General features: G+C 49.8%; 26 protein-coding genes. 10 read left to right on the top strand and 16 right to left on the bottom strand.

Annotation, left to right across the window (positions count from 1 at the left end; translation table 11 throughout):
* Window positions 1-13 precede the first annotated feature (13 nt).
* The 3 genes from GFB57_RS15590 to GFB57_RS15580 form a co-directional block, all read right to left on the bottom strand.
* Window positions 14-181: a hypothetical protein gene (locus tag GFB57_RS15590; protein WP_008322343.1), complete on the bottom strand. Its 168-nt coding sequence runs from the start codon at window positions 179-181 to the stop codon at window positions 14-16.
* Between the two features lie 275 nt (window positions 182-456).
* Window positions 457-1,440, bottom strand: a complete 984-nt coding sequence (gene zntB, locus GFB57_RS15585; protein ID WP_003020379.1) for a zinc transporter ZntB — start codon at window positions 1,438-1,440, stop codon at window positions 457-459.
* 154 nt (window positions 1,441-1,594) lie between these two features.
* Window positions 1,595-2,704, bottom strand: coding sequence for a methyl-accepting chemotaxis protein (locus tag GFB57_RS15580; protein WP_003020382.1), 1,110 nt, complete (start codon window positions 2,702-2,704; stop codon window positions 1,595-1,597).
* Between the two features lie 411 nt (window positions 2,705-3,115).
* On the opposite strand from GFB57_RS15580, the gene GFB57_RS15575 reads away from it, so the two are divergent.
* On the top strand, window positions 3,116-5,230 hold the full coding sequence (locus GFB57_RS15575) for a bifunctional diguanylate cyclase/phosphodiesterase (RefSeq protein WP_003840816.1): 2,115 nt from the start codon (window positions 3,116-3,118) through the stop codon (window positions 5,228-5,230).
* A gap of 67 nt (window positions 5,231-5,297) precedes the next feature.
* Window positions 5,298-6,530 (top strand): sensor domain-containing diguanylate cyclase, encoded by a 1,233-nt coding sequence (locus tag GFB57_RS15570; RefSeq protein ID WP_003020387.1) that lies wholly within the window; start codon window positions 5,298-5,300, stop codon window positions 6,528-6,530.
* A gap of 12 nt (window positions 6,531-6,542) precedes the next feature.
* Here the strand turns inward: GFB57_RS15570 and smrA are convergent, their stop codons facing one another.
* The gene (gene smrA / locus GFB57_RS15565) at window positions 6,543-7,106 is read right to left on the bottom strand and encodes a DNA endonuclease SmrA (protein WP_003020390.1); all 564 of its coding nucleotides are present in this window, start codon (window positions 7,104-7,106) and stop codon (window positions 6,543-6,545) included.
* A 225-nt stretch (window positions 7,107-7,331) separates the two neighbouring features.
* On the opposite strand from smrA, the gene ogt reads away from it, so the two are divergent.
* From ogt to uspE, 3 genes are all read left to right on the top strand, one after another.
* Complete coding sequence (gene ogt, locus GFB57_RS15560; protein ID WP_003020394.1) at window positions 7,332-7,847, top strand: methylated-DNA--[protein]-cysteine S-methyltransferase; 516 nt, start codon at window positions 7,332-7,334, stop codon at window positions 7,845-7,847.
* Window positions 7,848-8,041: 194 nt separating this feature from the next.
* The gene (gene fnr / locus GFB57_RS15555) at window positions 8,042-8,794 is read left to right on the top strand and encodes a fumarate/nitrate reduction transcriptional regulator Fnr (RefSeq protein ID WP_003020397.1); all 753 of its coding nucleotides are present in this window, start codon (window positions 8,042-8,044) and stop codon (window positions 8,792-8,794) included.
* Between the two features lie 151 nt (window positions 8,795-8,945).
* Entirely contained in the window at window positions 8,946-9,896 is a 951-nt protein-coding gene (uspE, locus tag GFB57_RS15550) for a universal stress protein UspE (RefSeq protein WP_003020400.1), read from the top strand.
* 48 nt (window positions 9,897-9,944) lie between these two features.
* Here the strand turns inward: uspE and GFB57_RS15545 are convergent, their stop codons facing one another.
* A complete protein-coding gene (locus GFB57_RS15545) occupies window positions 9,945-10,205 on the bottom strand; it encodes a DUF2534 family protein (RefSeq protein ID WP_003020403.1) in 261 nt (86 codons plus the stop codon).
* A 244-nt stretch (window positions 10,206-10,449) separates the two neighbouring features.
* Here GFB57_RS15545 and GFB57_RS15540 point away from each other — a divergent pair, with 244 nt between their 5' ends.
* The gene (locus GFB57_RS15540) at window positions 10,450-11,481 is read left to right on the top strand and encodes a mechanosensitive ion channel family protein (protein WP_003020406.1); all 1,032 of its coding nucleotides are present in this window, start codon (window positions 10,450-10,452) and stop codon (window positions 11,479-11,481) included.
* Between the two features lie 37 nt (window positions 11,482-11,518).
* Here the strand turns inward: GFB57_RS15540 and GFB57_RS15535 are convergent, their stop codons facing one another.
* From GFB57_RS15535 to GFB57_RS15525, 3 genes are all read right to left on the bottom strand, one after another.
* A complete protein-coding gene (locus tag GFB57_RS15535) occupies window positions 11,519-12,571 on the bottom strand; it encodes an NAD(P)-dependent alcohol dehydrogenase (RefSeq protein WP_003020409.1) in 1,053 nt (350 codons plus the stop codon).
* A 43-nt stretch (window positions 12,572-12,614) separates the two neighbouring features.
* Window positions 12,615-13,022 carry a cupin domain-containing protein gene (locus GFB57_RS15530; protein ID WP_171847545.1) on the bottom strand — a complete coding sequence of 136 codons (408 nt, stop codon included), beginning with the start codon at window positions 13,020-13,022 and terminating at the stop codon, window positions 12,615-12,617.
* A 216-nt stretch (window positions 13,023-13,238) separates the two neighbouring features.
* Window positions 13,239-13,622 (bottom strand): VOC family protein, encoded by a 384-nt coding sequence (locus GFB57_RS15525; RefSeq protein WP_003020415.1) that lies wholly within the window; start codon window positions 13,620-13,622, stop codon window positions 13,239-13,241.
* A gap of 120 nt (window positions 13,623-13,742) precedes the next feature.
* Here GFB57_RS15525 and GFB57_RS15520 point away from each other — a divergent pair, with 120 nt between their 5' ends.
* On the top strand, window positions 13,743-14,513 hold the full coding sequence (locus GFB57_RS15520; RefSeq protein ID WP_003020418.1) for a DeoR/GlpR family DNA-binding transcription regulator: 771 nt from the start codon (window positions 13,743-13,745) through the stop codon (window positions 14,511-14,513).
* Here the strand turns inward: GFB57_RS15520 and GFB57_RS15515 are convergent.
* Window positions 14,510-14,794, bottom strand: a complete 285-nt coding sequence (locus tag GFB57_RS15515) for a Rho-binding antiterminator (RefSeq protein WP_003020422.1) — start codon at window positions 14,792-14,794, stop codon at window positions 14,510-14,512. The two genes, GFB57_RS15520 and GFB57_RS15515, sit on opposite strands and share 4 nt — an antisense overlap.
* Before the next feature lie 66 nt (window positions 14,795-14,860).
* Entirely contained in the window at window positions 14,861-15,091 is a 231-nt protein-coding gene (locus tag GFB57_RS15510) for a glutaredoxin domain-containing protein (RefSeq protein WP_003020425.1), read from the bottom strand.
* A gap of 114 nt (window positions 15,092-15,205) precedes the next feature.
* Here GFB57_RS15510 and GFB57_RS15505 point away from each other — a divergent pair, with 114 nt between their 5' ends.
* Window positions 15,206-15,769 (top strand): MarR family transcriptional regulator, encoded by a 564-nt coding sequence (locus GFB57_RS15505; RefSeq protein ID WP_003020427.1) that lies wholly within the window; start codon window positions 15,206-15,208, stop codon window positions 15,767-15,769.
* A gap of 37 nt (window positions 15,770-15,806) precedes the next feature.
* On the opposite strand, the gene mppA is transcribed toward GFB57_RS15505, so the two are convergent.
* A complete protein-coding gene (mppA, locus tag GFB57_RS15500; protein ID WP_044710876.1) occupies window positions 15,807-17,420 on the bottom strand; it encodes a murein tripeptide ABC transporter substrate-binding protein MppA in 1,614 nt (537 codons plus the stop codon).
* Window positions 17,421-17,604: 184 nt separating this feature from the next.
* Here mppA and mpaA point away from each other — a divergent pair, with 184 nt between their 5' ends.
* Window positions 17,605-18,333: a murein tripeptide amidase MpaA gene (gene mpaA, locus GFB57_RS15495; RefSeq protein WP_003020433.1), complete on the top strand. Its 729-nt coding sequence runs from the start codon at window positions 17,605-17,607 to the stop codon at window positions 18,331-18,333.
* Here mpaA and ycjG read toward each other — a convergent pair.
* On the bottom strand, window positions 18,308-19,273 hold the full coding sequence (gene ycjG / locus GFB57_RS15490) for an L-Ala-D/L-Glu epimerase (RefSeq protein ID WP_003020435.1): 966 nt from the start codon (window positions 19,271-19,273) through the stop codon (window positions 18,308-18,310). The two genes, mpaA and ycjG, sit on opposite strands and share 26 nt — an antisense overlap.
* A gap of 115 nt (window positions 19,274-19,388) precedes the next feature.
* Here ycjG and tpx point away from each other — a divergent pair, with 115 nt between their 5' ends.
* Window positions 19,389-19,895 (top strand): thiol peroxidase, encoded by a 507-nt coding sequence (gene tpx, locus GFB57_RS15485; RefSeq protein WP_003020437.1) that lies wholly within the window; start codon window positions 19,389-19,391, stop codon window positions 19,893-19,895.
* Window positions 19,896-19,948: 53 nt separating this feature from the next.
* Here tpx and tyrR read toward each other — a convergent pair whose 3' ends face one another.
* From tyrR to pspE, 4 genes are all read right to left on the bottom strand, one after another.
* Window positions 19,949-21,493 carry a transcriptional regulator TyrR gene (gene tyrR / locus GFB57_RS15480; protein WP_003020438.1) on the bottom strand — a complete coding sequence of 515 codons (1,545 nt, stop codon included), beginning with the start codon at window positions 21,491-21,493 and terminating at the stop codon, window positions 19,949-19,951.
* A gap of 146 nt (window positions 21,494-21,639) precedes the next feature.
* Window positions 21,640-22,701, bottom strand: a complete 1,062-nt coding sequence (locus tag GFB57_RS15475; RefSeq protein WP_008322369.1) for a YcjF family protein — start codon at window positions 22,699-22,701, stop codon at window positions 21,640-21,642.
* A complete protein-coding gene (locus tag GFB57_RS15470) occupies window positions 22,698-24,095 on the bottom strand; it encodes a YcjX family protein (RefSeq protein WP_003020444.1) in 1,398 nt (465 codons plus the stop codon). Before GFB57_RS15470 ends, GFB57_RS15475 begins: the two co-directional genes overlap by 4 nt.
* Before the next feature lie 142 nt (window positions 24,096-24,237).
* Window positions 24,238-24,555, bottom strand: a complete 318-nt coding sequence (gene pspE / locus GFB57_RS15465) for a thiosulfate sulfurtransferase PspE (protein WP_003020447.1) — start codon at window positions 24,553-24,555, stop codon at window positions 24,238-24,240.
* Window positions 24,556-24,582: the final 27 nt, after the last annotated feature.

Below are 24,582 nucleotides of genomic sequence, written 5' to 3'. Positions count from 1 at the left end.
TAAAAACTCACATTCAGCAGGCGCGTATCCTCGCAGATCTACGCCTACGATGCGACAATTTAATAGGTTCTTCATCCGGCGGCGGATCCGGCATTGGCTGCGGACGAGGAATGGGATCGGGAATGGGAACCGGGTCAGTCGGGAGCGAATCCGTGTGCGCAGTTGCAATCAGACAGGTCATATACTCCTCCAGTCATTCAGGTTGACTCTTTTAGGGTAGACGCTGATTTCCTGCAGGCAAAAAAAAGCCGACTAATCTAAGTCGGCGTCGTACGAATCAATTGTGCTATGCAGTAATTCAAAAAAGGAAGTAAGACAATATGGAGCGCAACGCCCATCGCTTGACGTTGCATTCACCTGCGAGAGAGATATTGCCCCGAATAGGTAGATGGTTTATTGACCTCGCTCAAAATTCAGGACGTTTTCATGCGCAAAAGTCACTAAAAAACGTTGTTGTTACAACCATTTACTACGATGCAACCATAAAGTAACACCACCAATCAGGACCACTAACAGAATACAAAAAAGTGAGAAACCGAACTGCCAACCACCGCCAGGGATACCGCCGAGGTTAACGCCGAAAAGCCCGGTTAAGAATGTGCTGGGAAGAAAAACCATTGCCATCAATGACATTGTATACGTTCGGCGAGCCAGAGACTCCTGCATCACCTGCGCAATTTCATCCGCCATGATACCGGTCCTGGCAATACAGGCATCGATTTCATCCAGTCCTCTCCCCAACCTGTCAGCGATATCCTGCATCCGTCGCCGATGGTCGTCAGTCATCCAGGACAACCGTTCGCTCGCCAGGCGGGCATAGACATCACGCTGTGGCGCCATATAACGGCGCATCACAATTAACTGCTTACGCAGTAATGCCAGGAAGCCACGCGGCGGGATCTGCTGATCGAGCAGGTTATCTTCCAGATCGATAATTTTGTCGTGCAACTGTTCGATAAATTCGCTGGCATGATCGGTCAGCGCATCACAAACATCCACCAGCCAACCGCCACAATCAGCTGGCCCTGTACCTTCCTGGAGGTCGCTGACCACGTCATCCAGTGCCAGCACTTTGCGCTGACGCGTTGAGACAATCAGACGCTCATCCATATATAAACGCATCGCTACCAGTTGGTCAGGCCGCTCGTCGGTGCTGCCGTTGATACAGCGCAGCGTAATTAACGTACCTTCTCCTACCCTGCTGACACGCGGGCGCGTGCTTTCACCCGCCAGCGCATCACGCACGTTATTGGGGAGTAAGGGCGTTGTCGCCAGCCATTGCGCACTTTCAGGATGAGTATAATTAAGATGCAGCCAGCAGGGATGCTGAGTGTCGATAACATCGTTATCTTCCAGTGGTTTCACCCCACCACGCCCATCCAACAGCCAGGCAAACACGGCATCCGGCACATTAACATCCGTTCCCTTAATGGCTTCCACAGCGCCTCCACAAACATTCAGCTTTTTTCGTTAGTCTAGCCGTCAGAATATGTTAAGCAATATCTCATTGTCCCATTGTGCTGAAATGACTCATAAAAGTATCTGATAACAAAAAAAGCGCCGACAAATGTGGCGCTTGTTGCGAGGCCCCCTGTTAAGCCCGCTGGCGTCTCTCAGATTCAAAAGCGTGACTTAAACGAAACTTGTGCGTTCGCGACTGGAGGTCAGTCACTTGATTTTTCAGAATATCCGAAGAGTCAGACAGTTCATCCACCATAATGGCGTTACTCTGGGTAACGTTTTCCAGTTCCGCGAGCGCATGAGTAATACTGATGATCCCTTTCTCCTGCTCCTGCGTAGTGGTTAATATCTCGCCCATCAGTTGGTTTAATTGCCCGGCGCCACCAACAATATCCTGCATATTTTTTTCAGCTTCACGCACAATAGCCGCGCCTTGCTGAACGTTTTCATGAGTTTGGGCAATCAGATGTTTAATATTCTTAGCGGCATCTGCGCTACGGTGCGCGAGCATTCGTACCTCTCCGGCCACCACGGAAAAACCTTTGCCATGTTCTCCCGCTCTCGCCGCTTCTACGGCGGCATTCAATGCCAGAATATTTGTCTGGAATGCTATACCATCTATCAGGGTAATAATTTCTGTCATCTGCTGGGCGCACTCGGTGATCGACTGCATATTGGTTGCGACCTGCACCATTAAATCACCGCCCTGCCGGGCAGATAGTGTTGCAATATTGGCCTTAGCACTCGCCATTTGCGTATTCTCTGCATTGTTACGCGTGCTGACCGCTATTTCATCCATGTTGGCAGCCGTTTGCATTAATGCTCCGGATTGCTGCTCTGTTTTTACTGATAACTCAGCGCTGCGTTCCGCGAGCTGCTCAGAGAGCGCCATCGCCGTTTGCGAAGATGTTCTGATCTCATTAACGAGTGTTGAAATATTACTTGATAAACTATTAATGCCCGGTATTAATCTCCCCGCACAGTTATTACCAAACTCTGGAATACTAATCGCCAGTTTCCCGGAGGTTACCTCCTCAATGCTTCTTTTAACCGTATTAATTGGCACAACCAAATATTTCGTCATGTACCACCACAAACATAATATAGAAGTAAAACTGACCAAATTAGTTCCAATGATAATTACCGGGGGAGCAGAAAATATCATTTCAAAAACATTCAGAGCGACCGCCGTAATGAGCAGAAATAAAATAATAAAGGTTCTGACGCTAATATTATTTAACATTTTAGTCCTGTGCGCTAAGAAATAACGTGGATATTATTTTTTATAGCATCTGCAATGCAGATTTCCATAACGCGGAGACGAAAGACGAACTTTCAATGAGAGTCTGCAATCCTTTCACTTAAGACAGGCAATCACACTATTAATTTACATTAACCGGGTACTTTATCCTGCAAAGGATGATGCTGGCGCTTGTCGTTAGATTATTGTGATGGCAAGCACGTCGTGTACATAAAATGCACAGAATTATAAATCTGATGAATATTTGTATAAGTAAAGGTCTATCATTTTCGATGTTTGTCCCTTCCCTCTAATAGTCATTGTAAAAACACAAGAACATCCCAGGTTTTATCAGGTTAACTGGACAAAACCTGCTAAATTTATCATCACGTCTTTTTTTTGATAGGTAGTAAGATGTTGCACGTGTCGTGGGACCCTGTATTGATTGGGATTTCCTTTATTGTCGCGTTTATTGCCTCCTTTATTGCTCTCGACAGCGCGGGCAAAGTGGCAATTTCCAGCAGACGTGAATCTACCTTCTGGCGACTCTCTGGCGGCGCTACGCTGGGTATGGGGATCTGGTCGATGCATTTTATCGGTATGCTGGCCATGAAAATGAGTATGCCAATAAATTACCATTTATCCCTCACCGCGTTTTCGTTCTTTATTGCGCTCATTTCTGCGACAGTCGCCATCAATATCGCCATTTCTGGTAATACGCTATCAACAAAACGCCTGCTCATTGCTACCAGCATATTAAGTGCCGGTGTTGTTACAATGCACTACGTTGGTATGTATGCCGTTATCGAACATGTGGCTATAACCTGGGATCGCTCGCTGATCCTGCTCTCCGTGATTATTGCCGTCGCTGCGTCTGGCGTGGGTTTGTGGCTGGCCTTTCACTTACGCCAAAATAGCCGTCGAGCGCTAATAAATCGGCTTATTGCTGCCTTTATTATGGCGCTGGCAATAGCCTCTATGCATTACACCGGTATGGGAGCAGCTACGTTCACCCATTTTGGACACACTGCGCACGATGGTCTCAGCACGCTGGAACTTTCTATCTGGGTCTGCGCCGTCACGCTTGTTATTTTGGGGATCATGCTGGTGGTTTCGATGGTGGATTCGCAACTCCGTACCTCCCGACTGGCTGACAATCTGCATCAGTTGAACTGCCAGCTTGAGCATCAGGTTCACTTCGACGCGCTGACCGGTCTCGCTAATCGTACACAAATAGACACCTGCTTACTGGCCTGCCTGCGGCATTCTAAACTGCATCAGCAGCATTTCGCGTTGGTATTTATCGACCTCGATCGTTTTAAAGTCGTTAACGATACCTGGGGACATCACATTGGCGATCAGCTACTGATAGCCAGTACACAGCGAATCTTCACTTGCCTTGATGACTCAATGACGCTGGCAAGACTGGGGGGCGATGAATTTATCCTGCTGGTTCCAGACTGCAACCAGCAGGATATCTCCGCCCTGCTGACGCGGATTGCCGATGTGATCGGTGAACCCTTTACCTTGTTCGAACATACCATTCGGGTTTCGTTAAGTGCGGGGAGCAGTATTTACCCTGAGCATGGCTCAACGCTGCATGAGCTAAAAGTGAAGGCCGATATGGCGATGTATCATGTCAAACAGGCGGGCAGAAACGGCTGGGCTATTTATCATCCGGAAATGGAAGCTATCGCGGATACACCGCCGACATTTTTACAAGAATTGTCGCAAGCGCTTGAACGCAACCAGTTTGAGCTATGGTATCAGCCTAAATATACCGCTGGAGATCATTCCCTGACCGGTTTTGAAGCATTATTACGCTGGCATCATCCGGAACGCGGCATGCTGCTGCCAGCCGAATTTCTTTCTGCGTTGGAAGATACGGGCCTGATTATTCCCGTTGGGAAATGGGTTATCCAGCAGGCATGCCTGCAGTTGCATCAATGGAAATTACAGGGAAATACAGAATGGACGCTCGCCGTTAACCTCTCACCCGCCCAGTTTGAACAGCATGATATTATTGATGTTGTTTGTAATGCCCTGGCGCAGTATCAACTGTCACCTGCCTGCCTCACGCTGGAACTCACTGAAAGCACCGCCCTTAAAAATTTGAAACGCAGTGTGGAAGTCCTGAATGCTTTTTCTGCTTTGGGGATCACCGTATCTATTGATGATTTCGGTACAGGTTATTCAAATATATTGATGCTGAAGTCTCTTCCGGCGCGCGAATTAAAAATTGACAGGATATTTGTCAAAGATATCAGCGAGAACAGCAAAAACACAAAAATTGTGTCTACCATTATTGACATAGCTCACTCCATGAATATGCGTGTGGTGGCAGAAGGAATAGAAACCCAGGAACAGGAAATACTCCTTACTCAGATGGGGTGTAGCATGCTGCAAGGTTTCTTGTTTGCAAAACCGCTGCCAGCACATAAGATTCATGAATTGATACAACAAGAAAACAGCATCAAGCAAAAGCCAGTTGTACCCCCCTTGTCTCACCGACAATCAATAACATTGTGAGACGTAATATCTAAAAATATTCGCCATTTAACAGGCAACACAGCAGATAAAAATAACGGGATTATCGATGAGCACAACCGAGCTGCATTCACTGGATTTATTAACCATTCCGGTGTGGATTGTTTTGCCACATACCGAAGAGCTGGTGTTCGCTAATAACGTTGCACGGGAGCTAATGCAGGGTCTCTGTTTTTCCCCGCTCCGCAAGGGAACATTTTCAACGCATGCTCAAAATGATTTAACTATGTATCTCAGCGACTTGAGAAATCATCACCATGTAGTGGAAATTCTCACGGTTTACCGCGACGGTGAAGAGATTGCGATGGCAAGTCGCCTTTCCATTAAACCCCTACCAGGCATGGGTGAAGTCATCCTTTTCGAAGGCATTGAGACGCCTACTGCACAGGGTCTGAAAGCGAGCCGTTCAGCAACCTATCAGCGGAAAAAGCAGGGATTTTATGCACGCTTCTTCCAGACTAATTCCGCGCCAATGTTACTTATTGATCCGTCACGCGATGGGTTGATCGTGGATGCAAACCTCAGTGCGCTCAATTTTTATGGATACACTCATGATGTGATGTGTCAGAAACATACATGGGAAATCAATATGCTGGGCCGCCATATACTTCCGGTGATGCATGAAATCGCCCATCTGCCCGGCGGCCATAAACCTTTGCATTTTGTCCATAAACTGGCTGATGGGACTTCCCGTCATGTGCAAACCTACGCCGGACCGATCGAAATTTACGGTAATAAACTGATGTTGTGCATTATTCATGACATTACCGAACAAAAACGGCTGGAACAGGAGCTGGAGCGTGCGGCCCTGCGAGATGTTTTAACGGGATTACTTAACCGCCGACATTTTTATCAGGTAACCGAACCGGAACAGACGCATGCGATATCATTGACGCAGGACTACAGCCTGTTGTTGATCGATACGGATCGCTTTAAAAGCATTAACGATCTGTTTGGCCATTTAAAAGGCGACGAAGTGCTTTGTGCTCTGGCACGCACCCTGGAATCCTGTGCGCGAAAAGACGATCTTATTTTTCGCTGGGGTGGTGAAGAATTTGTGCTGCTCCTGCCGCGAACGTCGCTGGATGTCGCTCTCAACCTCGCAGAAGTGATCCGTGCGACGGTGGCAAAGGTGACTCTCCCTGGCCTTCCCCGCTTTACCGTCAGCATTGGTGTAGCACGGCACGAAACAAATGAAAGTATCGATGAGTTATTCAAACGTGTTGACGACGCGTTGTACAAAGCCAAGAACGAAGGCAGGAACAGAGTGCTGGCCGCCTGATGTTTACGTCGTTCAGCGACTACGTTTAGCGTGACGCTCCCAGTTATCCTGTTTTGCCTGCGCGGTTTTACGCAATGCCACATAGCATGCCCCGCTGCCGCCGTGATGCGGCAGTGCGGCGCAGTATGCTTGCACGTCGTCAAATTCCGTCAACCAGCGCGCTACGTAGCTGCGAATAATATTGGCATGAGAATTATCGTCACGTCCCTTGCCGTGTATCACCAGCACGTTACGCAACCCTTCTTGCTGCGCCTGCATAATAAAGCTAAAGAGCATCTGACGACATGTTTCAACAGGTTGGCGAATAAGATTAAGACTCGCCTGCTGCGGGTATTTTCCGTTTCGCAGTTTGTCAGTCACACCGTTCTGTAAACCTTCGCGACGAAACTCGAGCGGCACACTTAACGGGACAATATCGAGAAATCCTGTCGAGAGAAAATTATCCAGTTGAAGCGTATCGATACGCGCCGGAGTGCGAAGATTGCGCATGGGCTGCCAGTGTACATCGGTATGGCTTTTCAGCGGTTGAACATCCCCCATAGCGTCAAGAAACAACGATGCATCATCAAGGTTCATGTTTCATCCTCCAGCGTATTGCGACGGGCATTATCATAACCGCGCACTATTATACCGACAACTATACCGGTAACGGTTTACGGTTATTTCCAATAATTAACCGGATCCGTCGCGCTGAACCGATCTACTCACGACAAGTTGATATCCATTTTTAGAGGTATAGCTGCGACGGTCACTGGCGTGATAATGTGTAGCCTCGCCTGAATGCTGTAATGAGAGAAACGGATGCTTAACTTACTGGAAGACACCATCGACACGCCGCTGGGCCCGCTGTGGGTTATTTGTGATGAGCAATTTCGCCTGCGCGCAGTGGAATGGGATCAGCACAGCGATCGCATGGAACAATTGCTGGATATTCATTACCGCACAGAAGGTTATCAGCGCATTACCGCCAAAAACCCAGGTGGATTAAGCGACAAACTCGCTGAGTATTTTGCCGGAAACCTCAGCATCATTGACACGCTGGAAACAGCAACCGCTGGGACGCCTTTCCAGCGTGAAGTCTGGCAAGCGTTACGCACTATCCCCTGCGGGCAGGTCATGCATTATGGTCAACTGGCCGAACAGTTGGGACGCCCCGGTGCTGCAAGAGCCGTCGGCGCAGCTAATGGCTCCAATCCAGTAAGCATTGTGGTCCCCTGCCATCGCGTCATTGGACGTAACGGCACCATGACCGGATATGCCGGTGGCGTACAACGAAAAGAGTGGTTATTGCGTCACGAAGGTTATTTGCTACTCTAGATTCCAGGCAATTAATGCCTTATCCATCACACTTCCGCATAATGTGACCACAAATTAATTGTGGTTAATCAAGCAGATACAAACATTCACTCCAGTTATGCCTGAATTATTCTCTATTGGGAGTAGCTCAGGCTTACGTGCTCACCAAAAAGATGTTAAAATTGACAAATATCAATTACGGCTTGAGCAGACCTATGATCCCGGAAAAGCGAATTATACGGCGCATTCAGTCTGGCGGTTGTGCTATCCATTGCCAGGATTGCAGCATCAGCCAGCTTTGCATCCCGTTCACACTTAACGAGCATGAGCTTGACCAGCTCGATAACATCATCGAGCGCAAAAAGCCTATCCAAAAGGGGCAGACGCTCTTTAAAGCAGGTGATGAGCTTAAATCACTCTATGCTATCCGCTCCGGAACGATTAAAAGCTATACCATTACCGAACAAGGCGATGAGCAGATTACTGGCTTCCATCTGGCGGGCGATCTGGTCGGTTTTGACGCGATTGGCAGCGGACATCACCCGAGCTTTGCTCAGGCGCTGGAAACCTCAATGGTATGCGAAATTCCTTTCGAAACCCTTGATGACCTGTCCGGCAAAATGCCAAATCTGCGTCAGCAGATGATGCGTCTGATGAGTGGCGAAATCAAAGGCGACCAGGATATGATCCTGTTGTTGTCGAAGAAAAACGCTGAAGAGCGCCTGGCGGCCTTTATCTACAATTTGTCTCGTCGCTTTGCCCAGCGTGGATTCTCGCCTCGTGAATTCCGCCTGACCATGACCCGTGGCGACATCGGTAACTACCTCGGTCTGACGGTTGAAACCATCAGCCGCCTGCTGGGTCGTTTCCAGAAAAGCGGTATGCTGGCGGTGAAAGGCAAATACATCACTATTGAGAATAGCGACGCGCTGGCAGTTCTTGCTGGCCATACGCGTAACGTAGCGTAATCTTTCCGCAAGCATCTCTGTTATCCTTCTGTCAAATCGCTAAATTATCCCGATTTATTGATCTGGCAGGAGGTTATTCCCTGTTTCAAACCACATTATTGGGTTACTCTTTTAGTTACAAACTGCGATGACAGTTGTAAGGAGACCCTGTATGGCTATGTATAAAAATATGCTGGTCGTCATCGACCCGAACCAGGACGATCAACCAGCATTACGGCGAGCTGTTTATTTGCATCAACGGATTGGTGGCAAAATTAAAGCCTTTTTGCCGATCTATGACTTTTCCTATGAGATGACTACCCTGCTGTCGCCCGATGAGCGTACGGCAATGCGTCAGGGGGTTATCAGCCAGCGAAGTGCATGGATACGTGAACAAGCGAAATACTATATCGAAGCAGGGATCCCTCTGGAGATTAAAGTGGTCTGGCATAACCGACCCTTTGAAGCCATCATCCAGGAAGTCATCAGCGCCAAGCATGACCTGGTCCTCAAGATGGCGCACCAACACGACCGCCTCGAAGCCGTAATATTTACGCCAACCGACTGGCATTTATTGCGTAAATGTCCAAGTCCGGTATGGATGGTGAAAGACCAGCCATGGCCTGAAGGGGGTAAAGCACTGGTTGCAGTAAACCTCGCCAGTGAAGAGGCTTATCACAACGCGCTCAATGAAAAACTGGTCAAAGAGACGCTACAGCTTGCAGAACAGGTTAACCATACCGAAGTGCATCTGGTAGGCGCCTACCCTGTTACGCCAATCAACATCGCGATTGAACTGCCTGAATTTGATCCCAGCGTTTACAACGACGCAATCCGTGGACAGCATCTGCTGGCCATGAAGGCGCTACGCCAGAAATTCAGTATTGATGAGAAAGTGACGCACGTTGAAAAAGGCTTACCTGAAGAGGTCATTCCTGATTTAGCCGAGCACCTACAGGCAGGTATTGTGGTATTGGGGACCGTCGGACGTACCGGTATTTCTGCCGCGTTCCTTGGTAATACCGCGGAACAGGTTATCGATCATCTACGCTGTGACCTGCTGGTCATCAAGCCAGATGAATATCAGACGCCAGTTGAACTGGACGACGAAGAAGACGATTAACCACATAATAAAATGCCGGATGGCGATATCATCCGGCATTTTAAACGCCTAGTGTTGCTCCTCGCCGCCGAGGAAATAGATACCAAGCGGGATAGCCAACAGAATCGTAAACACCATGCTGTAGACACAAATCATTGCAGATTGAATGGCATACATTGAAGCGGTCCAGTCGGATAGCGGAATGTCATACTGTTCAATAACGCCGCCGATCGTCGCGCGCGTCACGACCGACGCTGCGATAATAAACACTCCAAGCAGGCACAACAGAAACTTCCGTCCCTTCGCTGTTTTCAGCTTAGCCATGATCATAGTACTGTCCTTTTGCAGATGAAAACCTTGTTACTTTGCGCTAACAATACCATGACATCAACTGACTGTCTGCTACATAAACCGCATACAGGGTTGACGTCAGCATTATTTCGCTGAAAATAACGCTGATTGCATTATTTATCTCTCCTTTTGATTAATGATCTGACCGCCCTAACTGAGTAAAATATCCGGGGATTAAGATGTCAGATGATATTTAGATAACATGGAGTTGCCAGGAAGAATCATGATCGCTGAACTGTTTATGAATAATGCGTTTAATTTGACGGTAATTCTCAGTTGCTGTGCCGCGCTGGTCCTGATGAGCGTCTGGTATCATCGTGAAGAGCGTCGCTGCAAAGGATTCATATTTCATGCCGCACAATTTTTTGTCTATGCCATTATCATTGGGACGTTTGGCAGCATTGCTAATAACGTTATCGAAAGTTACAGCCTGAAATTTATCTCCCCCAGCGTGGTCGACTTTATCTGCACCTCATTGATTGCGTTAATCCTGACGATCAAGCTTTTTCTGGTGATTAATCAGTTTGAAAAGACGCAGATTAATAAAGGCAGAGATATCACCAGCGCGAGGATCCTGTCGCGTATCATCAAGATTACTATCGTGGTTGCCATCATTTTACTGTATGGCGAACACTTCGGTATGAGCTTATCCGGCCTGTTAACCTTTGGCGGCATTGGCGGTATCGCTGTGGGTATGGCGGGGAAAGATATTCTGAGCAACTTCTTCTCAGGCATTATGCTCTATTTCGACAGACCGTTTAGCATCGGCGACTGGATCCGCTCCCCGGACCGCAATATTGAAGGCACTGTGGCCGAAATTGGCTGGCGAATGACTAAAATAAACACCTTCGACCATCGTCCGTTGTATGTGCCAAACTCGATTTTCTCCTCCATCAGCGTAGAAAATCCAGGGCGCATGACCAACCGGCGTATTAAAACGGTGATCGGGTTACGATATGAGGATGCCGATAAAGTCGGTGCTGTTGTCGAGTCGGTCAGAGAAATGCTGCAAAACCATCCAGGAATAGACCAGAAACAAACTCTGTTGGTCTATTTTAATGAATTTGCCGATTCATCGTTGAATATCATGGTGTATTGCTTCACGAAAACCACCGTCTGGAAGGAATGGCTCGCGGTACAGCAAGACGTTTATTTAAAGATTATCACGATAGTCCAGGCAAATGGCGCCGACTTTGCGTTCCCCAGCCAGACGCTGTATATGGATAATCCTGAAGCATCGCCGTCGACACACTAACAAAAAAAAGACGCGGAAGTCCGCGTCTTTTTTGTACTTATTTCAATGAGGCAATATCAATTACAAAGCGGTATTTCACATCGCTTTTCAACATCCGCTGCCAGGCATGATTAATATCCTGAATATTGATCACTTCGACATCGGCGGTAATACCATGCTGACCGCAAAAATCGAGCATCTCTTGCGTTTCGGCAATACCGCCAATAACTGAACCCGCCACAGACCTACGTCCAAGGATCAGGGGAACCGTATTCAGAAACGGATCCAACGCACCGAGATAACCAACCAGCACCAGCGTACCGCTTAGTGCCAGGGTTGGGATATACGGGTTCAGGTCATGAACGTAGGGCACAGTATCGATAATCAGATCAAACTGATTCGCTGTCGCTTTCATCTGCTCACTGTCAGTGGAAAGCACAACATGACTGGCACCCAAACGTCTGGCATCAGCTTCTTTGCCCGGTGAACGCGTAAACAGCGTAACTTCCGCGCCCAGTGCATTTGCAAGTTTGATTGCCATATGCCCAAGTCCACCCAGACCGACAACCGCGACTTTACTGCCCTCGCCTACCTGCCAGTGGCGCAGAGGCGACCATGTCGTGATCCCGGCGCAGAGCAGCGGTGCCGCACCGCGTAAATCGCTCCCTTCAGGAACCTTCACCACAAACTTTTCAGTAACGACAATTTTGTCAGAATAACCGCCGAAAGTGGGCAGACCGTCATGACGGTCGATATCGTTATACGTTAGCGTGTTGCCTTCTTCGCAATATTGTTCCAGCCCTTGTTCACAGGCGCTACAGTGTTGACATGAATCAACCATGCAGCCTACCCCTGCGAGATCGCCCACGTTGAATTTCGTTACCGATTTACCAACATGCACCACGCGGCCAATGATTTCATGCCCTGGTACCATCGGATATTTAGCACCGCCCCAATCGTTGTAGGCGTTGTGGATATCCGAGTGGCAAACACCGCTGTATAAAATATCGATAACCACATCATCTTCACGCGGGTCACGACGAACAAAACTATGGGGGACTAAATCTTCTTTCACTGCCAGAGCAGCATAACCCTTCACGTTCATGACCATTGAGATCTCCTCAGGGATTAGGTGTTACCAGAACCAGAATAGTTCAGGGCAGCAGGTTGTACTCAGCGTCGCTAACCGGTTCCAGCCATTCGTTCGACGCGCCAAGGGCCGGGATTTCCACGGCGATATGAGCAAACCAACTATCACGCGCAGCGCCATGCCAATGTTTCATTCCCGCCGGAATATGCACGACATCACCGGTTTCCAGCTCGCGCGCCGGTTGATTCCATTCCTGATACCAGCCTCTACCACCGGTCACCAGCAATATTTGTCCGCCCTCGTGATGAACATGCCAGAAGTTACGACAACCCGGTTCAAATGCGACATTGCCAATTACCACACCTTCCATGGAGAGCATGGTCAGATAGCTATCACCAGTGAAATACTTCGCAAAAGCTTCATTTTTCTCGCCTCGCGGAAAGACGCTGTTACCATCAAATTGTTGATTCATAATCTCCGCGCTGGCGCTGGGCGCGGTATTCAGTTGATTTTGCATTTCGATTCTCCAAAACGGTGGCGGCATGCGCCACCGGATGCTGAAAACTATAAAAATTATAGAGACTCGACGTGTCGGTGATTAGAGAGGAAAAGAAGGACAAACTTATGAGCTGAGCTCATCAATAATCAGCAGCAGGTACTCTTTATTTGCAGGTTACTGATTGATGACTTACGCCACAATCTCGATTAAATTGCCGTCAGGATCTTTTATCACCGCTTCGTAATAACCATCGCCCGTAGTGCGCGGACCTGAGACTAATATCCCCTGTTCCTGCGCTTGCATTGCAACGGCATCAACATTTTCATTGCCGCCAACAGAAATGGCGAGGTGTACCCATCCGCAACGATTATTGTCAGGTTGCTGCCCGACAAGACCCGGTTTGGTCATTAACTCAATTGCAATATCCTCGCCAATTTTGACAAAATAAGATTCAAACCCAGGGTTGGTTTTACTGCAGTATTTCTCGTTGATCTTACCGTCAAAAAATGAGACCCAGAAGCGAGCTTGCTGCTCGAGATCCTGTGTCCATAACGCCATATGCGCAATCTTCATAGCGAACCTCTTTCCGTTGTATCCAGAATAGTACGATCCCTGTAAGGGATGTTGACATCGTTAATCATAATGCACGATCATGCACTTTATTGCTCGATGTTTATTTTACCTGGAGTATCTATGCTCGATTACGCCGCATTTCCGGAACAGCGCCAGGCGCTTATCTATCAGATCCTGCAAGAAAACGGCAGAGTCATTTGTTCTGATCTCGCGAACCGATTAGGCGTTTCTGAACATACAATTCGTCGTGACTTGCATGAATTGAGCAAAGATGGCGTATGCAAGAAGGTCTATGGTGGCGCGGTAATTGCACTCCCTGAATCCGAAGACATTGCCGTGCGCAAGGGTATTAATGTGGCCAAAAAGAGCAACATCGCGCAGCGATGTGCCAGACTGGTCAAATCCGGAAGCTGTATTTTTATCGACACGGGTAGCACCAATCTGGCGATGGCAGAAGCTCTGCCCGCCGAACTGGCGTTAACCGTGGTGACAAATTCACCGGAGATTGCCGCCGTTTTGCTAAAAAAACCGCTGTTTGAGGTCATTATGCTGGGCGGCGCGGTACAGAGATCTTCAGGCGGGTGTGTGGGAGCTTCCGCCATCGCACAAGTGCAGGACATTTTATTCGATCAGGGATTTATTGGCGGCTGTGCGATGTCGCCTGAATCCGGCTTAACGGGGTTTGATTACGCGGATTGTGAGTTCAAAAAAGCGGTGATCAAACAATGTAATGAAACTATCGTCGCGCTAACCGCTGAAAAAATCCCAGCCATCGCCCGATATGTCGTTACCGAAAGCAGCAATATTGATGTAATTGTTGTAGAGGACAACATCAGCAAAGAGTACGCCACGGCATTCCAGGCACACGACATTCGGATTTATACCGTCTAACCGCGGCAGGCTCTCTGAAAACTTACTGTGCTAAACGTCGCTCCTGGCGTCAGCGCGGTGATAGCTGACAGACAATCCAGACGGATTTTTTGCTGATTTTCAGATTGCCCCACTACCAGAAATTCTTCTTTTTCCACGGTGGTACACGTCGTCAACGCTTTAGCATCAAAACATGTGCCATCCGTTAGTTCAATGCGCAACCAATAGTGGTACATGCAGGCGATTTCCAGATAATCATGAAAATCGCAATCTATCGGGTGATACTCTTCGGTCGTGTTCATCGCGTTACCTTCCCCAACGTCTTGTATATTCGGGAAATCGCCAACGCAACTTCCCGAACTATCCAGCTATTTCAACGCTTCGATGGGAGCGCCAAAATTAATATGCAGCACATTGCCGTCAATCACCAGCGCCGGAACAGATTTCACGCCAGCCACTTCAGCCTCGGCAACCCGATCAGGATGCTCTCCCAGATGAACCACATCGATTTCAACATCCGCAGACAAGTGCTGGAGAAGAGTTTGTTCTGCGGAAACACAAACCGGGCAACCTGCATGATAGAAACGAGCTTTAGTCATGATACATCTCCTATAAATTATAGTATCGATTCGATACTATAATTTATAGTACGTTGCTTTTATTCTTTGTCAATATAGTTTTTAATCGATACTATATGCCGAGGAGGATTTGTTATGCCCGACATGTCACTTTTCGACGTACTTGACCGGCTTTCCAGCCTGACACGGATGTGGTTTCGCCAGCATCCTTTACTGGTGGATCTTCAGCCAGTACAACTTAGTGCGTTAATGTATCTGGCTCGTTGTAATCGTTATTCCAATACGCCGCTTGGCGTGACAGACTACCTTGGTCTCACCAAAGGTACCGTGTCGCAATCGCTGAAGCTGTTGGAAAACAAAGGGTTGATTGTTCGCAAGCCGGATGACCGTGATAAACGTAGCGTCCATCTCCACTTAAGTGAGTCTGCCAATACCTTACTGGAAGCCCTGCTGCCCCCCACGTTTTTAGTGGAGGGTGAATCGGCAATGGGTGAACGGGCGAGCGTACTCAGAGAGCTGCTGTTAGAACTGTTACGCGGGATCCAGAAGACCAACAATGTGCCTGGCTTTGGTCTTTGCCATAGCTGTCGGTTCCACCAAAAAATTGATGGTCAGGGATTTTGTAATCTGACGAAAGAGGGATTAACTGAAGAAGATTCGTTGCTGATTTGCCGTGAGCATCAACCGCCGGAAACGTAGAATGGCTGATGCAAAATCACACCAGCCATTATCTCTGTCAGTGCTTAACGATATACATTGTGCGGCTATAGGCCACATCTTCAGGGTTAGTAATCGGATACCCTTTCAGCCATGGTTTAATTAAACGCCCATTAGTGTACTGATAGATCGGCGCAATAGGTGCCTGTTCCATCAGAATCTTCTCCGCAGCGTTATAATCAGCATTGCGCGCTTTTTCTGTATTCTCCAGAGTAGCCTGAGTCAACACTTTATCGTATGCCGGATTATTAAAGCGGGAGATATTGCCCGTATGGGTCGATGTTAATAATGACAGGAACGTAGAAGGCTCATTGTAGTCGCCCACCCAGGAGGCACGGATCACATCAAAATTACCGGTATTACGGCTGTCGATATACGTTTTCCATTCCTGGTTCTGCAGTTTCACGTCAACACCGAGGTTTTTCTTCCACATAGAAGCCACTGCGATAGCAATCTTCTGATGATTTTCTGAGGTGTTGTACAGCAGCGTCAGTTTAAGCGGTTTCTGTGGACCATAGCCCGCCGCACGCAGCAGCGTTTTCGCCTGCGCGTTCAATTCTTCCTGACTCATTTGCTCAAACGGTGAAGGTTCCGGCACAAATCCTGCCGTTACATCCGGCGTAAAATGCCATGCAGGCTTCTCACCGGTACCCAACACCTTCTCCGCCATCAGGCGACGATCGATAGTCATGCTGAGCGCCAGACGCACGCGTGAATCGGCAGTCGGTCCCTTCTGGGTATTAAAGGCATAATAATAAGTACCAAGCTGCGGCGGAGTGTAAACCTGACCCGGGATATCCTTCAACAGTTTCTGGTACAGATTTTTCGGGAAGGATTCCGTGATATCAATATCACCAGCAAGATAGCGCTTGGTCGCTGCCGATTCCTGGTTAATTGGCAGGAATGTGACTTTTTGCAGCACTGTTTTGGCGTTGTCCCAATAATGCGTGTTCGGGACAACTTCCAGTTTTTCGTTCACGACGCGATTTTTTAGCACATAGGCGCCGTTACCAATCAGGTTGCCCGGTTTGGTCCACTCTTTGCCGCTCTCAACGTTGGCTTTTTGTACCGGATAAAATGCAAAACTCGCCGTCAGATTGGCAAACCAGGGCAGCGGTTTATCCAGTTGAACTTTCAATGTCCGTGCATCGACAGCACTAACACCAAGTTTATCAGGCGTGGCTTTGCCATCGATAATAGCCTGAGCATTATTAATGCCCGCCAGCGCAGCAAACCAGGCAAACGGCGACAGCGTTTTTGGATCAACCAGACGCTGCCAGCTGTAGACAAAATCCTGCGCCGTTACGGGCGTACCATCCGCCCATTGCGCATTGTCGCGCAGCGTAAACGTCCAGATGCGGTTATCATTACTCTTCCACTGGGTAGCGACGCCAGGTACGATCTCACCCTTCTCATTCTGGTTGACCAGCCCTTCAAATAAATCACGAATTACCTGAATCTCAGGGAGCCCGACGGCCTTTGCCGGATCAAGCGACGCCGGTTCGTCTTTTATATGACGCACCAGTTCTTGTTTCTCTGCCAGTACCGTTCCGCTGGGAACATCAGCAGCCCAGGATAAAGAAATGCTGCTAACCAACAACGCACAACAGGTTACTGAAACAGAATGCTGCATAAGATACCCTCGATTCCGGCTACTAAGTGAATGTGTAATTATTTGTATCGCCAGCAGGAAATGCAATTAACTTCCGACAAGAAAGTGATATTACACCTGAAAAGATAAGTGTGTGAAAACGATTTGATTATCCATACATTTTGCACAACACTGCGAGTAACAATCCAAGCATTCAGAGATGACTATGACCGTTACCCGTCCCCGTGCCGAGCGCGGCGCATTCCCACCTGGAACCGAACATTACGGACGTTCATTGTTAGGCGCACCGCTAATCTGGTTTCCTGCACTGGCAGCCGATCGTGAAAGCGGCCTGATACTGGCGGGAACGCACGGCGACGAAAACTCCTCGGTCGTTACCCTTTCCTGCGCATTGCGTACGCTTAACCCTTCCCTGCGTCGCCATCATGTGGTGCTAGCCGTAAACCCTGACGGTTGCCAGCTTGGGCTGCGCGCAAATGCGAACGGCGTCGATCTTAACCGTAACTTTCCCGCCGCAAACTGGAAAGCAGGCGAAACGGTGTATCGCTGGAACAGTAGCGCAGAAGAGCGTGATGTGGTGTTGTTGACCGGCGATCATCCGGGCTCGGAACCAGAAACCCAGGCATTGTGTCAGCTTATTCACCGAATTCATCCCGCCTGGGTAGTCTCTTTTCACGATCCACTGGCCTGTATTGAAGATCCCAGAAGCAGCGAGCTGGGCGCGTGGCTGGCACAATCGTTTGAATTGCCTCTGGTCACCAGTGTAGGTTATGAAACGCCCGGCTCTTTTGGTAGCTGGTGCGCAGACCTAAACTTACACTGTATAACAGCCGAATTTCCGCCCATTTCATCGGATGAAGCGAGCGAAAAATACCTGCTAGCCATGTCCAATCTCCTGCGCTGGCACCCTAGAGATGGAGCTGCCCGGTCGTAAAATGCAGGGCTGGCGCCGCATCGGTGGCAAGCCACGTTGGGCCATCAAGATCCGCAAAGCTAACCAGTGGCGTAAGGGGTAACGCCGCGCCGATCGCCCGGGAGGTACACAGCATGCAGCCCAGCATCAGCGCAAATCCCTGCTCGCGTGCTTCGGTTGCCAGCGCGAGCGCTTCCGTCAGGCCGCCTGTTTTGTCCAGTTTGATATTAACCATTTCATAGCGTCCGTGCAGTGCTTTCAGACTGCTACGGGTGTGGCAGCTTTCATCTGCGCAGATGGGCAGCGGATGTACAAAATTCTCAAGCGCGGCATCATCCTGCGCCGGCAGCGGCTGCTCCAGCATCGCAACCCCTAAATCAGCCAGCAGCTGACAGCGTGCCGCAAGGCCTTCTGCCCGCCAGGATTCGTTGGCGTCGACAATAATCGTGGCGTCAGGAACAGCCGCACGAATGGCAACCATTCGCTCACTAATCAAGCGAGCATCCAGTTTAACTTTCAGCAATTTCGCGCCATTTTCCCACAGCGCAGCCGCGCTCGCAGCCATTTGTTCCGGCGAGCCAATCACTACGGTTTGCGCCGTAGTCACCACTTCCGCCAGTTCACTTCCCACTAATTCCGCCAGCGACTGCTGCTGTTGACGCGCGCTTAGATCCCACAACGCGCAATCCACGGCATTACGCGCTGCCCCCGCTGGCAGCTGCTTTTGCAGCTCTTCACGCGTCATTCCGTTTTCCAGTTGTGGCGCAATGCTCATAATTTGCGCCAGCACTGAGGCATCGCTTTCACCGTAGCGCGGGTACGGTGTGCACTCGCCTATACCTGTGACGCCGTTTTCTTCCACTTCGACAACCACCACATGCGCTTCGGTCCGGCTCCCACGGGCAATGACAAAGGGAGTGTGCAGCGGCCAGGCTTCCTCATATACCTTAACTGTTCTCATTTGTTTTCCTTAATGCAGTCCCTGAAGCGGATATCCGCAAATAGCGTTTGCCGTGTTAACTGCTGATGGCATAAACTAGCCTCGACGTTAACTATATGTAAACAGGAAGATAACCATGTCACAAACCGTTCATTTCCAGGGCAACCCGGTTGCAGTTGCCGGCTCTATTCCTCAAGCTGGAAGCAAAGCTCAGGCTTTTACCCTTGTGGCTAAAGACCTGTCTGACGTTACGCTGGGCCAGTTCGCAGGCAAGCGCAAAGTGCTGAATATTTTCCCAAGCATCGATACCGGCGTTTGCGCGGCATCGGTACGTAAGTTTAACCAACTGGCGACAGAAATCGACAATACCGTCGTACTGTGCATCTCAGCCGACCTGCCATTCGCCCACTCTCGTTTTTGCGGCGCGGAAGGTCTGAGCAACGTTATCACGCTGTCCACCCTGCGCAACGCAGAATTCCTGAAAAACTACGGTGTTGAAATCGCTGAAGGCCCGCTGAAAGGCCTGGCCGCACGTGCCGTGGTCGTTATTGACGAAAATGATAACGTTGTTTTCAGCCAGCTGGTCAATGAAATCACCAACGAACCAGACTACACTGCTGCGCTGGACGTACTGAAAGCGTAAGCTGCGTCTGCATACAAAAATGCCTCCGCATGGAGGCATTTTCATTTACGGCATTACTCTTCGCTTTTTTTCTGCTGGCTCAGTCCATACTCACGCAATTTGTTAGCAATCGCAGTATGCGAAACGCCGAGGCGCTTGGCCAGCTTGCGCGTGCTGGGATAATTCATATACAGCTGCGTCAACACGGAGCGTTCAAAGCGGCTGGTGATTTCATCCAGCGACCCTTCCATCACCTCTTCTCCGACAGCAACCGTTGCCGCATCGTAATCCGGCAGCAAAATATCCTGTGGTCGTAGCTCATAGCCTTCTAGCTGGGTCAGCGCCCGGTAGATCGCATTTTTAAGCTGACGCACGTTGCCCGGCCAACCATAACGAGTTAGTACCGTGCTGAGATCTGCAGACAGTTTCGGACGCGGCACGCCCTGCTCGTCGGCAAAACGCGCCACAAACAGTTCGGTAAGCGGCATAATATCTTGTGGGCAATCGCGCAGCGGCGGCAGGTTTAGCGTTAGTACATTAAGACGATAATAGAGGTCTTCACGGAAAAGTCCTTTCTGCACCAGTTCCACAAGGTTCTTTTGCGTTGCGCAAATCACGCGAACATCAACATGAACTTCGTGATCTTCTCCCACGCGACGGAATGTGCCGTCATTGAGAAAACGCAGCAATTTGGTCTGCATACGTGGCGACATTTCGCCAATTTCATCTAACAGAACCGAACCGCCATTCGCCTGCTCAAAGAAGCCTTTTTTACCTTCCGGCGCATGGCCAAACAGCTCGCTTTCAACCGCATCTTCAGGAATTGACGCGCAGTTCAGCGCCAGATACGGTTTTGACGCACGCGGACTTGCCAGGTGGCAGGCATGAGCAAAGAGATCTTTGCCGGTGCCGGTATTACCGGTAATCAGCAGCGGCGCGCTCAACGTCGCCAGCTTGCGCGCCTGTTCCACCACGTGTTTCATTTTGGCGCTGACGGCAATAATCTGGCTAAACGCGCTGAGATCCTGCGTAGTCATATTTTGCAGCTGGCGTCCCATTCGGATAGTGGAGCGCAACATCACCACCGCACCGGTCAGCATCTGCTCCTGATTTTCGCCCTGCAAATGGACAGGCGTAATTTCCATCAGGAAATTCTGTCCGTTAATTACGACATGTTCGCTCTGGGAATCCTGCGGATTGCTTTCCAGCCAGCGCTGGAAGTTAAACCCATTGATTAACTGGGCGGCGGTATGATTGCGCATCCGATCCTGAGTATGCGCGAAAAGCTGACAGCTCGCAGGGTTCGCCATCTCGACTTTGCTTTTCATATCCAGAGAAAGGACCGGTTCTGGCAACGCTTCAAGCAGCGCACTAAGCGCCAGATGTTCACGTTCGGAAGGCATCCAGGGTACGGTACGCACATCCGTAACCCCTGAAATACGGCGGATTTCAGCCATCAGACTGCTGAAGTTGGTGAACTCCAGCTCCGCAAAATTAAGGTAAATTCGCCCGATGGGGTCAATCTCGATACCGCGTAAATCAATGCTTCTCAGCACCAGTAAATCGAGCAGTTCGCGGGTCAGACCAAGACGGTCTTCACAAAAGACTTCCAAACGCATAGGAACCTTCACCTGGACAAGGGATTATGTGTTAAATGATAAGCCAGTATTTGGTTTGCAGGAAGAACTCTGTCAACAAATATTGACAGCGAGCTGGAAAATTGGGCGCCGGGGCGTAAAGTTAAACGATCGGCGCCTGTTTATAGCTAACTTTCGCGCGGAGATTTATTCTTTTGTAAGGTCTCTTTCACCTGACCAATCAGTTGGCGGCGGAAATCACCCAGCCGAGGCTTATCATCATCAATCCACGGTAGCGGTCGGCATAGTTCCATGGCTTTGATCCCCAGACGCGCCGTTAATAACCCCGCGCCAATGCCCTGAGCTGCACGTGTCGATAAGCGGGCGGCTAAATCCTGCGACATCCAGTCCATCCCTACTTCCCGCACCAGTTCACTGGCCCCGGCAAAAGCGATATTCAACAGCACCAGACGGAACAAACGCAGGCGGCTGTAATAACCCAGCTCAATGCCATACAGCGAAGCAATACGATTAATCAGCCGCAGATTGCGCCATGCGATAAACGCCATATCCACCAGCGCCAGCGGGCTGACGGCAATCATCAGCGTGGACTCTGCCGCTGAACGACTAATCTCACGTCGGGCCTGCGCATCCAGTACCGGCTGCACCAGATGAGCATACAGGCTAACCACTTCACGATCGTTCTGCGTTTCATGAATTGAGGCATACCAGCGCTGCAATGCCGGATGAGACTGATCGATGCCCGCCTGCTGCGCCAGCTTTTCACAAAATGCACGACCTTTTCCGGTTCCATGGCTGTGGAGCAGATCTCGCGCTTCATCGCGCTCGTGCGCGCGCTGACGCAATCGCCATAGCCGGCGCCATTCGGTCGCCACCGATCCAACCCCTGCACCGATAATCAATGCGCCTGCGGCACATCCTCCCAGCGCGACCCAGTCCTGAGTCTGCCAGGCATTCATAGTCCACTGCACACCCTGAGCGACAACGCTCACGCCAAACAGCGCCAGGCCACCCATCACCATCTTACGCCACAGACTGCGTTTAGGGCGAAGGGCCGCATCAATAACGGCTTCTGCCTGACCTTCGTCTTCCAGTGGTTCATCCACTGTCGCCGGAGAAAAAGTCTGCGCCTCCGTTTCATTAAACATCTGCTGCGCTTTAAACGCCGCATTTTGTTCCACGTCCAGCGGACCTGAGAAATCGATACGCGGTTTTAACGGCTCGCTCATCGCAATTTATCTCCTATCAAAAACTCCAGCGCGGCATCAAGACGGATATGCGGTAAGGGCTTATCGACATCCATCACCTGCGGGCGAAACGCCTCAAACTGAAAGCCCTGGTTGTCCCAAAATGCCTGTCCAGGTAAACGCGCGGGCACTTCCCCCGGATAAACGGTTAGCGGTTCGCCATCGCTCAGACGATTACCACGCAGCGCGGGGATCTTTTCACCTTTCACATCGATCAGGCCGCTGGTGGTTGCCTGCACCGATGCCAGCCCCAGACAATCCATGCTGATACCTTCGAACGCAGCGTTTTGCCAGGCATCCTGAATTAACTGCTGCAATAGCGACACCATATTGGCGTGCTGATCGACGGTGACGTGGTCGGCTTTGGTGGCGGCAAACAGCAGTTTGTCGATCACCGGAGAAAACAGCCGACGAAACAGCGTGCGCTGTCCATAATGGAAACTTTGCATCAGTTGGGTCAGCGCCAGACGCATGTCGTTAAACGCCTGTGGCCCGCTGTTGAGCGGTTGCAGGCAATCGACCAGCACAATCTGACGATCAAAGCGCAGGAAGTGATTCTTATAAAATCCCTTCACGACTTTTTCACAGTAGTAATTAAACCTGTCGCGCAGCATGCCCGCATTGGTGTGTTTATCTGCCTGCGCCAGCTTCGATTCTCCCCAGGCATCAACGTCCGGCCACGGGAAGAATTGCAACGCAGGCGCGCCCGCCATATCTCCTGGCAGAACAAAACGGCCTGGCTGAATAAAGTGCAGTCCCTGCTGCTTGCATTGATGCAGATACTCCGTCCAGGCAGCAGCGATTTCCGCCAGACGGTTTTCGTCAGCAGGTGCCAGTGGATCGAGCCCGTGGCTTAACTGCCGCCATTTTGCCGACCATTCGCCACGCTGACCCTGTAATAATCCGGTCATTTGCCGCGACCAGCTCAAATAATCCTGGGCCAGCATCGGTAAATCGAGCAGCCACTCCCCCGGATAATCGACGATTTCCAGGTACAGCGTGGAGGTGTCTTTAAAGTGGCGCAGTAATGAGTCATTAGACTTGTAACGCAGCGCCAGACGAATTTCACTCACACCGCGCGTTGGTGTCGGCCAGGTCGGCGGAGAGCCATACAGCTGCGCCAGTCCTTCATCATAGGTAAAGCGCGGAATACCAAAGTCGCGTTGTGGAACTCGTTTCACGCCAAGCAGACGCTCTTCGCGCACGCAACTGAGCAACGGCAAACGCGCACCGGCATGAATATTGAGTAACTGATTTACCATTGCGGTGATAAACGCCGTTTTACCGCTCCGGCTAAGTCCGGTGACAGCCAGGCGTAAATGCCGGTCTACGCCGCGATTAACCAGCGAATTGAATTCATTTTTAAGTCGCTTCATCGCCATCCCGTTTTGCTGAAGGAACCGAAGAAATTATAACAAACAGGAAGTAAAAATAGGGGTCAATTCTTACTTATCAACTACCTGAGCTGTATCAGGCGGCATTATTCTTACCGCCTGTAGCAGAATGAATGTGGGCGGTTTATTTATTCTCTACTTTAGGAAGCGCTATCTGGTTGATGCCACCTTCGTTGGTCACCTGCGTGTAGCCCATTTCAGTCAGCATATCTTTCGCCTGCCCTGATTGACGCCCGGAGTTGCAATAGAGCTTCACGGTATCGTTCTTATCTGGAACTTCAGTTACGATACGCGCCTTGATCTCTTTTAACGGGATGTTGACAGCCCCCTGAATATGCTGCTGTTGGTACTGTTCAGGAACGCGAACATCAATCCAGTGCTCGGCAGCATAAACCGGCATGCCAATAACCAGTGCCAACGCTAATACGCTTTTCTTCAACATAATATCTTCCTGACTGATAGTTGGATT

The organism is Citrobacter sp. S39 (genome assembly GCF_009495675.1).
Classification (GTDB): domain Bacteria; phylum Pseudomonadota; class Gammaproteobacteria; order Enterobacterales; family Enterobacteriaceae; genus Citrobacter; species Citrobacter freundii.
Note: the sequence above shows the minus strand (reverse complement) of the source record. Positions and strands in the feature narration are given on the sequence as shown.